Below are 16,062 nucleotides of genomic sequence, written 5' to 3' on the forward strand. Positions count from 1 at the left end.
TCTTGAGTCATGGTGTATTCTCTCTGTACGTTTGCTTGTCCAGAAGGATACGCCTTTTTTTATCTACGGCCTCATACACCAGAAATACTTATAACTCTCTGGAGTGAGATAGGCCCCATAGCCGTCATTTGACGGTTATGGCAAACAACAAGTTATTGAAAAACAAGAATGTTTGCGCTCTGTGATTCGATTACCGCACAATAGAGATCGTGACAAAGCGTCATGCTGATGGAATCCCTGCGATGTAGATTTCAATCAGCTTATTTTTTTGCCCCGTAGTTGATCATTTCAGTCCGTACACTAGACTGAGTCTTGATCTGAACTGCCTCGTCCATATTCAAATAGCACCAAATTTATGCGTATCTCTCTCAATTGGCTTAAGAACCTAGTCGATATCGATCTGTCACCTGAAGAACTGGCAGAACAGCTGACTCTGGCCGGGTTTGAAGTCGAAGACATCGAAGATTTACGCACTTGGGCGGATGGTGTTGTGGTGGGGAAAGTGCTGACCTGTGAGTCCCATCCCAATGCCGATAAACTGCGCGTTTGTGCCGTTGATATTGGTGAAGCAGAGCCGTCCCAAATTGTCTGTGGTGCCCCCAACGTCAAAGCCGGACTGTTTGTACCTGTCGCAACCTTAGGCACCTACTTACCCACACCGGACTTAAAAATCAAAAAAGCTAAACTCCGAGGTGTGCCCTCTGCCGGGATGATTTGTTCTCTGACCGAGCTGGGCTTAGAAAGCGAGATTGACGGCATCCATAGCTTTGAAGCAGATAGCATTGCTGTTGGGAATGATGTCCGTCCCCTCTTAGGGCTAGATGATGTCATCTTAGATCTGACCTCTACCGCTAACCGCGCCGATGCTCTGAGTATGGTTGGGGTCGCCCGTGAAGTCACGGCACTGACGGGGGCCAAGCTAAAACTCCCTGCTACCCCCAAATTGGATATTCCCTCCGGCAAAGACATCAAAGTGGAGTTAGCGGATGCCGAAGCCTGCCCTGCCTATATCGCCACGGTACTAGAAGACGTCACCATTGCCCCTTCTCCAGACTGGCTGCAGCAAAGACTGATCGCCGCTGGTACTCGCCCCATTAATAATGTGGTGGATATTACCAACTACATTCTGCTGGAGTGGGGACAGCCCCTTCATGCCTTTGACGCAGATTCTCTGAAGGCTTTAGGGAAGAAAAAGCCCCTGACTTTAGGTGTACGCTTAGCCAAAGCAGGTGAAACCCTTACGACCCTAGATAGCCAAAAGCGCAAGTTAAAGGAACAAACCCTGGTGATTACCGCTAATGATCAGCCGGTGGCCTTAGGGGGCGTAATGGGAGGTGAAGAGACTGAAGTTAAAGACACCAGTACTCGCTTAGTCCTGGAAGCTGCTCTATTCAACTCTCTGACTATTCGGCGCTCGGCTCGTAGTCAAAGCCTCCGCAGTGAAGCTTCGGCCCGCTACGAGCGTGGAGTCAATGAATCTCAGCTAGAAACTGCATGCCTGCATGCCTTGCAGTTGTTGGTGGATTTGACAGGAGCCAAGGTGGTTGCTCAGCAGCGAGCCGACCATCGTAAGTCTTTGGAACGGTCGATTGAACTGCGTTTGGATCGAGTGAATCATGTCTTGGGTAAAGTCAAAGGTAAGAAGGGTGAGCCCACAGACTTAACTGCCAAAGATATTCTGCCGATTTTAAAATCTCTCAGTTTCGACACAACCCCCACCGATCGACCGGAGACTTGGACCGTCAAGGTGCCCCCTCACCGTCATAGCGATATTGAGCGAGAAATCGACTTGGTGGAGGAAATTGCTCGACTGTATGGCTATGACAATTTCTGCGAAACCTTGCCTGCGAAGACCGAGCTAGGCACCCTATCCAGTCAGGATGCTTTAGCCCGTAAACTCAGAGAAGCCTTCCGGGCAGTGGGACTAACTGAGTTGATCCACTATTCCTGGGTCAAACCTGGCGGGGATGACCAAGTGGTCGTAGTAAATCCTTTACTGGTAGAGTTCTCCGCTCTGCGCACCGAAATGCTGACTAGCCTACTCAATGCCTGTCAGCGGAATTGGGAGCAGGGCAATGGCGCGCTCAATGGCTTTGAGGTCGGTCAAGTCTTCTGGAAAGAGGACGAAAAACTAAAAGAGGCTCGGGCCATTGCAGGCATTCTGGGGGGCGACCCCGCCCAAGGCAAATGGATGCGCACCGCCAATCAAGACTATGCCATGACCTGGTTTGAAGCCAAGGGATTATTGGAGCGAGTACTAAGCCAGTTGGGATTGTCCGTGACCTTTCAATCTGATTGTCCTGATCAGCGGCTCCATCCGGGGAGAACGGCAGCCCTGGTCTCTCAAGGCGCAAAGCTTGGCTATTTCGGCCAGATCCATCCTCAGGTACAGCAGGAGCGAGACTTGCCGACAGTCTATGTCTTTGAGCTGAATCTAGATTTACTGCTAGAGCAGCTCACCCGACTGCAAACAAAGGCGACGCTGTTTTCTACGTACTCCACCTATCCCGCTGCCGATCGCGATTTGGCATTCTTTATACCTAAGGATGTCACCGTTGCCGAGATTGAAAAAGTCATTCGCAAGGCGGCGGGCGGTCGCAAGCAGTCTCTGCTGACGGCCATTGAGCTGTTTGATGAATACCAGGGAGAGCATGTACCAGAGGGGCAGCGGAGTTTGGCGTTTCGGTTGCTGTATCAGGCGTGCGATCGCACCCTTACGGACGAAGAGGTCAACCCCATTCATCAGAAGGTGCGTGACGCCCTAGAAAAAACATTGAATGTTAGCTTAAGAAGCTAGGTGGGCTGACTTCCCGTGGGGTCTGGGAGTTTCATCATAATCTGGTTACGACCTTTCAGCTTCGCTTCATACAGTGCCGTATCTGCAGCTTTAACCAAGTCAGTAGGGTGAGAGGTGGGTTGGGGAACGGTACTCGCAATCCCGATGCTTAGGGTGACTTGATCGGATATGTCCGAGTGATGGTGTTCAATCTGGAGTGCCAGCATGGCCCGTTGAATATGCTCTGCGACCTTGCCCGCTTGGAAGTGATTGGTATTGGGCATAATCACCGCAAATTCCTCACCGCCATACCGAGTAGCTAAATCTCCTGTTCGTCTGACATTGGTATTGATCGCGTGGGCAATCCTTTGGAGGCAATCATCTCCTGCTTGATGACCATAGGCATCGTTGTAGCGTTTGAAATAATCGACATCACACATGATTAGCGCTAAGGGGTTTTGCTGGCGTTCCATCCGCCGCCACTCCTGCTCCAAAACTTGATCAAAGCAGCGTCGGTTAGCCAATTCAGTGAGACTATCGAGATGCGCCAGTCGATTGAGAGCGGATGTTTTCTCTGCCACTTTAGTGTGCAAAATCTGATTTGCGTTTTGCAAATAACTAATCACTAAAATGAGACTGGTTAGCGCCAGACAGCCGATCACAATCAACGTCATCCAAATACTTCTTAACCCATCTTGAGCTTGGGCCACAAAGGCATCAATGGGTTGGGTGATTTCTATGATCCCGCGGACATCACCCACCTGCCAATCTGTTTTGGGACTCCCTGGCCAGGTGTTGTGGCAATTAACGCAGCTGGGCTCCATTTGAATCGCCTCAGCATAGCGAAATAAGAGGCGATCCTTATTGTTCTCTTTTTGATAGAAAAAACTGGTGGGGTTTAGTTTCAGATAGTCTAAGGCTTCTTGCTCGAATAAGTCTTTCGGTCCTCCCGATGTTTGGCGATTGGGAAATGGATAATCACTAAATAAGCGGAAAGATAGACCGTCACCAGCCTTACTCACCTGTTCACCGAGTTCAATCGTATAGGTGGCTGGGACAGGAATCCCTCCCGAAACCTGATGATACTCAGGGCTCGCTGTAACCGTATCGAGATTCTCTAACCGACCCACCACCGCCTTGCTATAGAGAAACCACGCTTCCTTCACGGTATGGACAGACACTCGAGCATGTTGCAGGGCTTGGGCATCCACTAGATCTGCAGATAATTCAAAGGTCCCTGATAAAGCGACACCTGTGCCAATGCACAACAGCATGACTAGGATAAGGGCAATTCGCTGATATAACCAAAGTGTTAGCTTTCGAAATCGCTGCAAATTAGACAAGCTCCTAAAATGTCAGCCTGTAGAGAGCAGAGAAAATCTTCAACGGAGTAATATGACGAGTCGTCCTCACTTTAGAGGGAGCAAACAACATTCAACAGCGCTAGATATCTATCTTAAGGGTAGAAACCTTACCTGTCTGACAGAGTAGAGTTTTTCCCAGACCTGATATATATCAGCTTATGGATTACCAAAATCAAATATCACCTCTTAATACTCATCAATTATAGAGATTGATTTGCCCAGATGACGCGTCTCTAGAGAAATGGGAAGATCTCAATTGGGGGCCAATCATTTTGAATTATTCTGATTTTTTTTGTTTGAGTAACGAGCAATTTTGTGCGGTACCTACAGAGCATCTAGACAAGATGCTTGTGTCAGAGCCAGTTAAGGGCTTGCCACGCTAGGCTAGAGGCTGTATCAGCAGTGGATCACTTGGAGCGCACATGGTAGCAAAACCCAGCATCTTATCGAAACCATATCCGTTAACCTATCGGGTATCCCAACTGTCAGTGATGTTAGTAGGGCTGTGGCTATTGGGAAGTGTTCTATTGGGATCTGTTCTGTGTAACAGTGCTGAGGCGTTACCCACCTCAGGCGTTGCTTATACCGAGCCTGCGATTTATCAAGAAAAAAACGGGTATAGCCTAGATGGAATTGGCAAGGTGTATATGGGGCGAGAGATTGCTCAGGTGATGGGGCATCAAGGCGCAGGCTGGTTAGAACGGTCGGGGCGTGCCAGCAGTGAACAGCCTCGACGCTTGGTCGAAGCCTTGGATCTAAAGCCCACGGATGTGGTGGCTGATGTGGGTGCCGGGACGGGGTATATTAGTTTTCGCATGACTCCCCTACTGCCGGAGGGTAAAGTCTTTGCGGTTGATATCCAACCAGAAATGGCAGAAATCCTGAGTTACTTCAAAGAGGAGCGGCAAGCCAAGAATTTAGATATTATTCTGGGCTCTGAGACGAGTGTGAATCTACCATCTCAGAGCGTGGATTTAGTCTTGATGGTCGATGCTTACCATGAGTTTACGTTCCCCCGAGAAATGATGACTTCGATTGTCAAGGCGTTGAAGCCTGGGGGCAGGGTTGTCTTGGCAGAGTATCGGGCAGAGAACCCTTTGGTGATGATTAAACCGTTGCATAAAATGACTCAGAAGCAGGTCCGGAAAGAGATGCAGAGTGTGGGATTAATGTGGAAGGAAACGAAAAACCTCTTACCCCAGCAGCATTTAATGTTTTTTGAGGCGGCTCCTGCTCTGGCAAGCTAAGCGATCGCATTGGCCCGTCTCCACCCTTAGTAACTCCCTCACAAGTAATCCCACCGATGGCATTAGGGAATGGACATGCCAAGATGGAAGAGGGAATGAGGCAATGGAGATTGTAGGGTATGCGTGTACTAGTTCAGTGGGGATTGATAGGTCTGGGAATGGCGTTAGGGATGTCATCGGTCTCTGCCCAGTCTGCTATTCCTCAGGATCCCAGCTCTGGATTACCCCAGGCACCACCTGTAGGTGATCCTATACTGGCTCGTTCTACTGAACAGGTTGCTAATTTGCGATCGCAAGGTCCCGCTGGACTCAAACGCTTCTTGAAAGACCACGCTCAAGCGTTGCAATTTCAGGCAGTCTTGCCTGCTCTATCGCTGAGAAAACAACTGGATGCGCTATGCAAGCAACGGGATTGTCATGCCTCTCAGCTTTACTGGCATACAGATTTTGCTAAAGCTCAAGCTGCCGCGAAAGCCAGTCATAAACCGATCTTGTCCTTGCGACTATTGGGCAATTTAGATGAAGAACTGAGCTGTGCCAATAGTCGCTTCTTTCGAGTGGCCCTATATCCAAATGCCCAGGTATCGAAATATTTACGCGATCGGTTTGTGTTGCACTGGGAGTCGGTGCGACCTGCCCCTGTGATGACTATCGATTTTGGCGATGGGCGTCAACTCAAACGCACTGTGACCGGCAATAGTATTCACTACGTTTTGGATGCTGAGGGGCAACCTTTAGAAGCCTTACCTGGTTTATATGGTCCCCAAGCCTTTCTCCAACAGTTGCAGCGAGCCGAAAAATTATGGCAGCAAACAGCTGACCTCAAAGGCCAAGATCGCCAACAAGCATTGCAGACCTATCATCAACAGCGCCTGGAGGCCATTCAAGGGGCTTGGGTACAAGATTTACAAACCGCAGGTATTGATGATATTCCCGCCCTCCGAGCCCTACCTGCCAGCGATGCACCTACGGCAGTGGATGCTGCACCGATAGCTGTGGGTAAGGCCATGGTCGAGATCCCCTTAGTCTCTTCTGCCATGAGCCTCTCCACCTTAGTGAACCAAAATCGCACTCAACTTCAGGAAGTGACTCAGCCCCAAACCTGGGGAAAGTTGGCAGCATTCCATGCCGATTTGGCTCGGTTAGATCAAAACAGTCAGTCGTTAATGCGAAGTAAGCATAGCGCCTACCGTTCTCCCGAGCAGTTAGCAAAAACGATACAAAACTTTGAGCGGGCCATGGCCATCGATACAGTTCGCAATGAGTATCTGCTGCATTCGCGTCTTCATCAGTGGTTTATGGAGAGAAACCAAACAGACACCCTGTCGCAGTTGAATGAGAAGGTGTACGCCGAGCTATTCCTAACACCGAGTTCTGATCCCTGGTTGGGATTAGTATCGCCGGATGTCTATAGTGCGATTGAAGAGGATGGGATCCAGCTTCAGTAGCTTTCCGGCGTTAAACTGACCCACTACATTTAGGGGAGCACGACGCTAATTCCCAGGGAGCCTCAATCTGTTGAGAACGAGTTTAAATTGAATATTTTGTCATGGCTTTATCAATACAATCTCGCACACCTTCAGCAAGTACAGGCGATTTCACCAGATCGGCATGGTAGCCTGGCACTGAATAAATTTCTACTTCACCTTGGGCAATGCTACCCCAGCCCATCTTAGAATCCGTGTAGAAACCTGGGAGCTGTTCTTGGGCTTTAAATATGGTGATACTACCAGCATAAGGCTTGCATTCGTATGCCATCCAGGCTTTGTAATGGGAAGCTTTGAGTTTTTCAGCCACATCAGAAAAGGTCCCCCCCTGTCCCAATACTTCAACTTCCGGAGCAGCATAGGCTAACTGTGAACGCCTTAGCACCCACAAATGGAATCGATGTACCCAGCTTTCCAGCTTATTCATATCCTGAGGGAGATTTTTGATGTCATTACTAATATCTTCTTCAAAGGGCAAACTTGCAGCCTCATCAGTTACCTGGGTTGAACCTTTTGTGCTCAAGATTTTCCGAATCTCCATAATGGAATCATGTACGAGTGCTTTAGGCCCAACCTGCATGCGCTTTTTGATAAAACGGGGAAGAGTGTAGTTAAGGATGTACTGAACTACAGAGAAAAATCTAGGAATTGGAGGAAGTAATTTATCTTCAATATCTGGGCCAGAGGTATCAAACATCGCCACAAGCGCAACCTCATGTCCCTGATTACGAAGTTGTTGAGCCATTTCCAAAGCAATTTTTCCTCCAGATGAAACCCCTGACAAAAAATAAGGTCCTTGTGGTTGAACAGTTTGCAAATGGTGGATATAGTCTTCGGCCATTTCCTCGTAGCTACTGAGAGTAACCGTAGATCCATCTAATCCTTGGGCTTGTAAACCGTAAACGGGATAGCCTGGCCCGAGGTGTTTAGCCAAATCATGGTAGATGAGAACATTAAAACCGCCACCATGAATACAAAATAGAGGAGGCTTAGTACCTTTAGCATTAATAGGTACTAAGGAAGACCAAGATATAGACTCCTTTGTCTGAGAAAGTATGGTTGCAAACTGTTCAATGGTAGGTGCTTGTAGAAGGGCAGATAATGGAAGACTGGCTTTGAAAATTTTCTCAATGCGTTGAAATAAGCGAACAGCTAGTAGAGAACTTCCTCCCAAGTCGAAGAAGTTACCATGAATGCTAACTTTTTCTAGTTGAAGTACTTCAACCCAGATATCAGCAAGTTTTTGTTCAATTTCATTTCGAGGCGCAACAAAAGAGTCATCCTCCTCAATGTGGGATAAATCTGGAGCAGGTAGAGCACGGCGGTTTACTTTTCCATTAGGTGTCAGTGGAAAAACCTCAAGCATAACAAATGCAGATGGCACCATATAAACCGGTAATTGCTCCTTCAAATAGCGTCGAATCTCGGCCGTTCTCAATTGCCCTTGCTCCACAACAATATAAGCGACCAAGCGTTTGTCTCCAGGCTGATCTTCCCGGGCCAAGATTACGGCTTCTTTGACATTGGGATGTTGTTCCAAAGCCGATTCAATTTCCCCAAGTTCAATCCGAAATCCACGAATCTTGACTTGATCATCCCCTCGACCGAGGAACATCATATTTCCATCGGGCCGATAGTAAACGAGGTCCCCTGTTTTATAGAGCTTTGCGTTGGGGTCTTGACTAAAAGGATGGGAGATAAATCTCTCGTCTGATAATTCTGGACGATTGAGATATCCACGGGCAACGCCTGCTCCCCCAATATGTAATTCTCCTGGTACACCAATCGGAACAGATTGTAATTGCTGATCCAACACATAAATCTGAACGTTATCTATGGGACGACCAATCGGAATCTCCGTTGTATGACTATCGTTCTCTAGGTCAATACCAGGTTCATAAGCTGTAGCGGTTACAGAAGTTTCAGTGGGTCCGTAGGTATTTAACCAACGACAGCGTTCACCTACTAACTCCTGCCAGATGGCATATACCGAGTTTGAAGCCTTTTCCCCACCAACAACGACTAGCCTGACTGCTGGAGGTAAATCACACTTGAGTTGTTGCATCCCATTGACTAATTCATGCCAATAGGCAGTGGGGAAGTTCAGGATAGTGATTTGCTTGTGGGCAACAAAATCCAGAAACGCTTTTATGGAAGAAATGATATTGTCTGGACGTAAAACCACTGTTGCGCCGCTCAACCAAGTCGGAAACAGTTCTTCAACTGCAATATCAAAACTGATGGATGCAAATTGTAATACGCGGTCCTCTACTCCCAGCTCAAATTGTTTAGCCATCGCTAGGTTATGGTTTACCAAGCCCCGATGGGGAATCATGACACCTTTAGGTTTGCCGGTAGAACCAGACGTATAGATAATGTATGCCAGACTATCCTGGGTCGTTTGGTTCGCAGGTTGTGACTCACTGTGTTTTGCAATGTCTGACCAATCTTCATCCAGGCAGATCACGTGTGCTTGATGAGCAGGTAAGGTGGCGACAAGATGTTTTTGCGTGAGAATAATAGGAGCTTGCGAATCTTCCAGCATGAAGGCCAATCGTTCACTGGGATATTGGGGATCTAAGGGCAGATAAGCACCGCCAGCTTTGAAAATTCCCAAGAAGCCGATAGCCATTTCTAAGGATCGTTCTAAGCAGATGCCCACTATTTGATCCGGGCCAATGCCAAAAGTCCGTAGATGATGGGCTAACTGATTTGCTTTACTATCCAGCTCTTTATAAGTTAGCTGCTGATCTTGATGAATAACGGCTGTCGCATGAGGGGTTTGATGAACTTGATGCTCAAACAGCTGGTGGTAGCAAACGTTCTGTTTTCGTTCCTCTACACTGTATTGACTCCACTTAAACAGACGTGTTTTCTCTGCCGATGATATGAGTGGCAATGTTGCAATATTTTGATGTGGATCAGCGACAATGCTGTCTAAAAGTGTCTGAAAATTCTCAGACATTCGACTAATGGTAGAAGCATCGAACAGATCGGTATTGTAGTTCCAGAAACCGAACATGCCCCCTTCCTTTTCTTCTAGAGATAGGGTTAGTTCAGGTAACGCTGTTTTATCTTTGAGTTCTAAGGGTGTCCAATCTAAACCTGGGAACTGCAATATTTCAGTAGTATCTTGAAGTGCAAACATGACCTGAAATATACTGTGATAACTCAAAGAACGTTCTGGGTTTAACTCTTCAACGAGCTTTTCGAAAGGCAAATCTTGATGGGTATATGCGTCTACCGTAGTTGAGCGGACTTGCTCCAATAGCGTCTTGAAGCTTGGACTGCCAGACAGATCAGTGCGTAGTACCAAGGAGTTAATGAAAACACCAATTAATTCTTCAACCTCAGCACGATTACGCCCCGCAATGGGCGAGCCAACGATAATATCTGCCTGGCCACTATACCGGTAGAGTAGGATTTTGAAAGCTGCCAATAAGGCAATATATAGCGTGACTCCCTCTAGACGACAAAGCTGTTTGAGAGATTGGGTCAGTGATTTGGATATAGTGATGGCTTGACTATCACCGCAATAGGTTAGAACTGCCGGACGGGGACGATCAGTAGGCAGTTCTAGCACTGGTTTTGCATCTGCCAGCTTCTGTTTCCAATAGTTAAGATGCTGAGCAAGAGCTTTTTCTGACAACCATTTTTTCTGCCAAGAGGCGTAGTCTCCATATTGGATGGGTGATGGTGTCAAAGGATTTTGCTGCCCTTTTGAGAAGGCTGTATACAGTTGGGTTAGTTGCCGCCAGAAAACACCCATCGACCAACCGTCGGAGGCAATATGGTGCATCACTACCAACAAGATATGCTCCTGCGGTGCTAGTTTCAGTAAACAAACCCGTAGCATCGGATCAGTCGCTAGATCAAAGGGACGCTGACTTTCTTGCTCCAATAGTTTTTGTATGTGATTGTCTTGATTCTCTTTCGCATACTTTTGGAGATCAATGATTGGCAGTGCAGCGAATTGGGATGGGTTGACAACTTGTATGGGAGTGCCGTTTTCAGAAATATAATTGGTGCGCAGAATTTCGTGATGGTCAACGATGGCATCTAGACTCTTTTGCAGAGCATTGACGTTAAGTTCTCCTTGCAAGTGACATGCTTCAGGCATGTTGTAAACAGAACTATTCGGTTCTAACTGGTCGAAGAAATACAGATTCTCTTGAGAAAAGGATAAGGGCGCTGTGTTGCGATGTTCCCTGGGAGATATGGCTTGGTATTTTTGAGTTTTCTGACCTACTGTTGCTAGAACAGCAGCAATACTTTCGATGGTGGGTGATTCAAAGATGTGTTGTAGAGATAAGTCTGTAGAGAAGGATTGATTTAATCGAGAAATGATTCGAGTGGCGAGTAGAGAATGTCCCCCTAACTCGAAAAAATTATCATGAATACCAATTTTTTCTGTCCCTAAAATATCGGACCAGATGTTAGCTATGACTTCTTCTGTAGGGTTACTAGGTGGAACAAAGTCTGTTCCTAATTGAATACTTGAGATATCTGGTTTAGGTAGAGCCCGGCGGTTTACTTTCCCATTAGGCGTTAGCGGCATGGCATCTAAGAACACAAAGGCACTTGGAACCATATACATGGGGAGCCGATTTTTCAAGAAGGTACGCAGTTCACTACCGAGAAGATTTTCTTGTTGAGATACAGAATATGCAACCAGCCGTTTGTCTCCAGGTGTATCTTCTCTGACAATAACCACCGTTTCACGAATACTGGCATGTTGAGAGAGTACAGCTTCGATTTCTCCCAATTCAATTCGAAAACCTCGTATTTTGACTTGGTTATCAATGCGGCCGATGTATTTAATGTTGCCATCTGGTAAATAACAAGCCAAATCTCCTGTTTTGTAAAGACGTGCTTCTGGGTTTTGGTCAAAGGGATTGGAGATAAATCTCTCACTGTTTAAATCTGGACGATTCAAATAACCTCGAGCAAGACAAACCCCTCCAATGTATAGTTCACCTCTGACACCCACTGGAACGGGTTGGAGATACTTGTCAAGAATATAAGTCTGAACATTACCAATCGGTTTTCCGATTGATATCGCAGACTGTTGAGAACTATCTAGAAATTGTTGAGCACTGACTTCATAAGTTGTGGCCCAAACGGTCGCCTCGGTGGGGCCATACATATTCCAGACAGACGAGGCCTTGCTGAGCAGCTTGCTAGCTAATTCTGGAGATAAAGCCTCACCGCCACAAAGCACCTTAAGTTGTACTTGATCCTGCCATCCTGCTGCTAGTAGGAGTTGCCAAGTTGCTGGAGTGGCTTGCATTACTGTAGCTTGGGAATCTTTTAGTAACTTCAGGAGTTGGATGCCATCAACGGCTACTTCGTGGCTGGCCAAGATGACCTTAGCTCCTAGTATGAGAGGGAGGTAAAGCTCTAATACGGCAATATCAAAGGAAATAGTGGTTATGGCCAGCAAGATATCTCTATCTGTCAATCCTGGCTTAATGGCCATTGTTGTTAAGAAGTTAGTGACAGATCCATGAGAAAGCTGTACGCCTTTTGGCTTGCCTGTGGATCCAGAAGTATAAATTACATACGCTAACTGTTGGACAGTCATCTCATAAGATGGATTGTCCGTATTTTCTTGTGCGATCGCTTCCCAATCAGAGTCTAAGCAAACAACCTTGGCTTGATGATCAGGGAGTAGAGAGACTAAATCTTGCTGCGTGACAAGAACGGGCATTTGCGAGTCCGACAACATATATGCCAGTCGTTCTTGGGGGAAAGCTGGATCCAATGGCACATAGGCTCCACCAGCCTTGAGAACACCGAGTAGTCCCACAATCATGTCTAGGGAACGCTCAACGCAAATACCTGTTAATACGTCAGTTGTCACTCCTAAATTTCTTAGGTGGTGTGCGAGTTGATTGGCTCGACGATTGAGTTCTTGATAAGTCAGTTGTTGCTGTTCAAATACAACTGCTACTTGATTGGGGGTTCGCTCTACCTGCTCTTCAAATAATTGATGAATACATTTATTTTGAGGATACTCACAGTTTGTTTCATTCCATTGGACAAGAAGTTGCTGTTGTTCACTCTTGGTCAACAAAGGTAAGGTTGCAATCAACTGATTAGGTTGACTGACAAAACCATGCAGTAATACTTCTAGATGCCCTAACATTCGTTGAACGGTTTCATCAGTAAACTGATTACAATCAAATCGAATATTCAGAGAAATAGTAGCTCCCCCAGTCGCATGGAGTGTGATGGGGGAGTGGTCTGATTCAAGCAGTTCGAATTGTCGTTGCTCCCATTGTCCGCCCTGAACTCGAAGTGATTCACATAGTTCAACTGAGTCAAATGTCACTGTGCTTTCAAACAATGACGTTTCCCTAGGCATTTCACTCCAAGATTGAATTTGGGCCAAGGAAGTATGTTTATAAGCAGCTTGAGCCGTTGCTTGAGATTGCAAATCTTTCAACCAAGGTAGCAGCTCAGTGGTATCAAGGATGTTAGTGCGAATAGGGAGAACATTTGTAAAAAGTCCAACCCAATTTCCCATGGCCTCAGCTCTAGGAGGCCTAAAATCTCTCACAACTCCGAAGACGACATCCGTTTCGCCAGTGTAGCGGGATAAAAGGATTGCCCAGGCACCCTCTATAAGAGTAGCTAGTGTTAATTTATGCGCCCTAGCTAGGGTCTCTAGACTCGCTGAAAGGCTCGGAGATAATTGGGTGTTTTTTGAACTTTTATGCTCAGAAATCAACTTAGAGTTGTCTTCACAGGGGGTAATCTCACTCTTTACCCGCTCAGAGTTCGAAATTTTAGGAAGTTGAATAGGAGCAGAAAAGTCTTTTAAGTACTCTCTCCAGAAAGTTTCTACATGTGAGCAGGGCTCTGCTGCTAGCCAACTTAGGTTGTCTTCGTCAAGAGGAAGTGGGGGAAGGTCTAATCGTTGGTTGTGCAAATATGACTCATACAACGAGAATACTTCTTTGAGGAGAATGACAGTGGATTGCCGATCTAATAAAGCATCATGAAAAGTCCACACTATCGTCAAGTTATCTGCATCTCGCTCTATAAAGGCAAGACGCATGAGAGGGGCTTGAGAAATATCAAAGTTAGCAGAATTTCTATCGGTTAATAGAAATTCTGCTAACTTTTCTTCTTGCTCAGCTGTAGAGACACTACTCCATCTATGCTGCTGGATTGGTATGCATATTTTGCATATTTGTTCGGAAACAATTTGATTCAAGTGACCAGAATTATCTGCAACGGAACTAGTTCTAAAAACTGGATGTCGCTCAATAACTTCTTGCCAACTTTTTTGTAAAAGTACTAAGTCAAGTCTTTCATGTAAGTGGCATACTAACTGCTGAGTGTGGCTACCTAACAGACTTTTGTCGATGCCATGAAAGATACTTTGTTGCACTGGATTAAAAAGGTTCGGCATTGTCTTGTATGAAAATGATGTTATGAAAGATGTGCTAAATGAGGATATTGCAGAAGATCTACTAAATAAGAATTAGTCTTTGGAAGTTATTAAAGACTAATATTTTTAATGTGCTCACGATGAAGGATCTTGTCTAAGTATTTTGATTCGCGAGACATTCAGGTTATTTGTGCTATCTGTCAAATGGGCTATGCATTATAAGAATATCTACTGTATTTTATATTGTATTGGCAAAAAAAAGAAGGCATTGAAGCTAAGCTGTATTTTTAGATGTAAATATAGCTATATTATTCAATGGCCAATAATTATAGATAAGTCAGCTATTGACAATATCTTTATTTGCGTATAGATCAGGCAAGAATTATAGAAATTCTATAATTCTTGCCTTTTGGATAAAAAAGAAAGTATGCCCAGGATTAATTGAATTAGAATTATTAAAGAATTAGATATGGTCTAATTCAAAAGTTATTTATTAAATTCTAAAACATTTAGTAAAAAATCTAATCCTAATGAGTATGCAAATCTGTCTTTATAGATTTAACCAAGTTTTGATATAAATAGAAACTTGTTCAATTCTGAGGTATTCTATTGATTTTTATAACGATTTAATTAAATATTAGATGCGAAGAATAGTTGGCGCAATAATATCTGTTGACCCTTAAGAGTCTTTCCCTGTAAATGTTATAGCTATTATATATAAGATTATAATAGATAGGAGTGACCCAAAACTTTGAAAATATTTAGCAATTAAAAAAGTAGGTATTTATGATTTTTCCTTGTATATAGCTTGCTTTAAAGAGCTAGAAGAGTAAAGAGTGCTTATGCTAGCTTGCATTAAATTAGGGTGACAAAATCAATAAATTTGTGTCATATTCCTCTATTTTTTTATTGGTAATTTTCTGTATTTTAATGAGATGGATGTGAATTGTTTAGTCATATGAAGAATTTATTTTATCATTAGCTTAAACATTTCGAGATATACCTCCTAGCTCAGTATGAGAATGAATATGAACGATGAATTAGGAGGTCTCTTATGGGAGGTAAAGGTCATTTATTGTTAGAATAAAATTAGTCAATGTAAGGTTAGATTTTGTTTTATCTAAGTAAGTTGTAAATCTATATAAGATTAAAACTATTTAGGTACAGAGTTAGGTTGACTGATCCTGAATAGTTTTACGACTTGTTTTTTATTGGTTACATAATAATATTTTTCCTTGGTGGTATGAGGTGATACTGATCACTGTCCTGGAAGATACCATATATACCTTCCAGGATTTATGCTTTATCTATAATTCCCAGGAATATTGTATAGAAAGGGTTTGTACCTATGAAACTAAGACTAAAATTCCCGTGATTGATTCTTATTGCATTTCTTTAAATAATGAGATGAGAGGTTCAGAGAATAAGAATCTTAAGAATTATCGTTCTCAGACGAAAAATAGTTTCATTCTCCTAAAATCCATGATATTGAGAGCTTCTTGTGGGGTGAGTTTGATTTAAACTGCTTTCTGAAGCTCTTATATGGATGAATGCAGTGTTCAGCTTATTGATCTTTTTACTTTGAACAGATGATTTTTGGAATGACGAACTTGCGTTTTGGATGCTTCTAATCATCAGACTATTGACTAACGTTATCTCAAGCTTATAGATGCTCTGCCGACAAAGTGAAAAGGGCACTGTTCATTTCAGGGTTACAGATCTAGCCCACCTTTGAGCGACATACAGACATTTTGAGATCTTGGGTATGGCAATCAGGGATACTCAATCA

At 44.7% G+C, this 16,062-nt stretch carries 5 protein-coding genes; 3 read left to right on the forward strand and 2 right to left on the reverse strand.

What is annotated here, in order from left to right; genetic code table 11:
* Positions 1 to 355 precede the first annotated feature (355 nt).
* On the forward strand, positions 356 to 2,797 hold the full coding sequence (gene pheT, locus Q0986_RS11115) for a phenylalanine--tRNA ligase subunit beta (RefSeq protein ID WP_299409937.1): 2,442 nt from the start codon (positions 356 to 358) through the stop codon (positions 2,795 to 2,797).
* Here the strand turns inward: pheT and Q0986_RS11120 are convergent.
* Complete coding sequence (locus Q0986_RS11120; protein ID WP_299409940.1) at positions 2,794 to 4,110, reverse strand: diguanylate cyclase; 1,317 nt, start codon at positions 4,108 to 4,110, stop codon at positions 2,794 to 2,796. The genes pheT and Q0986_RS11120 overlap by 4 nt on opposite strands.
* A 452-nt stretch (positions 4,111 to 4,562) precedes the next feature.
* Here Q0986_RS11120 and Q0986_RS11125 point away from each other — a divergent pair, with 452 nt between their 5' ends.
* A complete protein-coding gene (locus Q0986_RS11125; protein WP_299409944.1) occupies positions 4,563 to 5,387 on the forward strand; it encodes a class I SAM-dependent methyltransferase in 825 nt (274 codons plus the stop codon).
* A 119-nt stretch (positions 5,388 to 5,506) separates the two neighbouring features.
* The gene (locus tag Q0986_RS11130; protein ID WP_299409947.1) at positions 5,507 to 6,835 is read left to right on the forward strand and encodes a hypothetical protein; all 1,329 of its coding nucleotides are present in this window, start codon (positions 5,507 to 5,509) and stop codon (positions 6,833 to 6,835) included.
* Between the two features lie 82 nt (positions 6,836 to 6,917).
* Here Q0986_RS11130 and Q0986_RS11135 read toward each other — a convergent pair whose 3' ends face one another.
* Positions 6,918 to 14,294, reverse strand: a complete 7,377-nt coding sequence (locus Q0986_RS11135; RefSeq protein WP_299409950.1) for a non-ribosomal peptide synthetase — start codon at positions 14,292 to 14,294, stop codon at positions 6,918 to 6,920.
* Positions 14,295 to 16,062: the final 1,768 nt, after the last annotated feature.

It is taken from the genome of Acaryochloris sp. IP29b_bin.148 (assembly GCF_028285565.1).
GTDB lineage: Bacteria > Cyanobacteriota > Cyanobacteriia > Thermosynechococcales > Thermosynechococcaceae > Acaryochloris.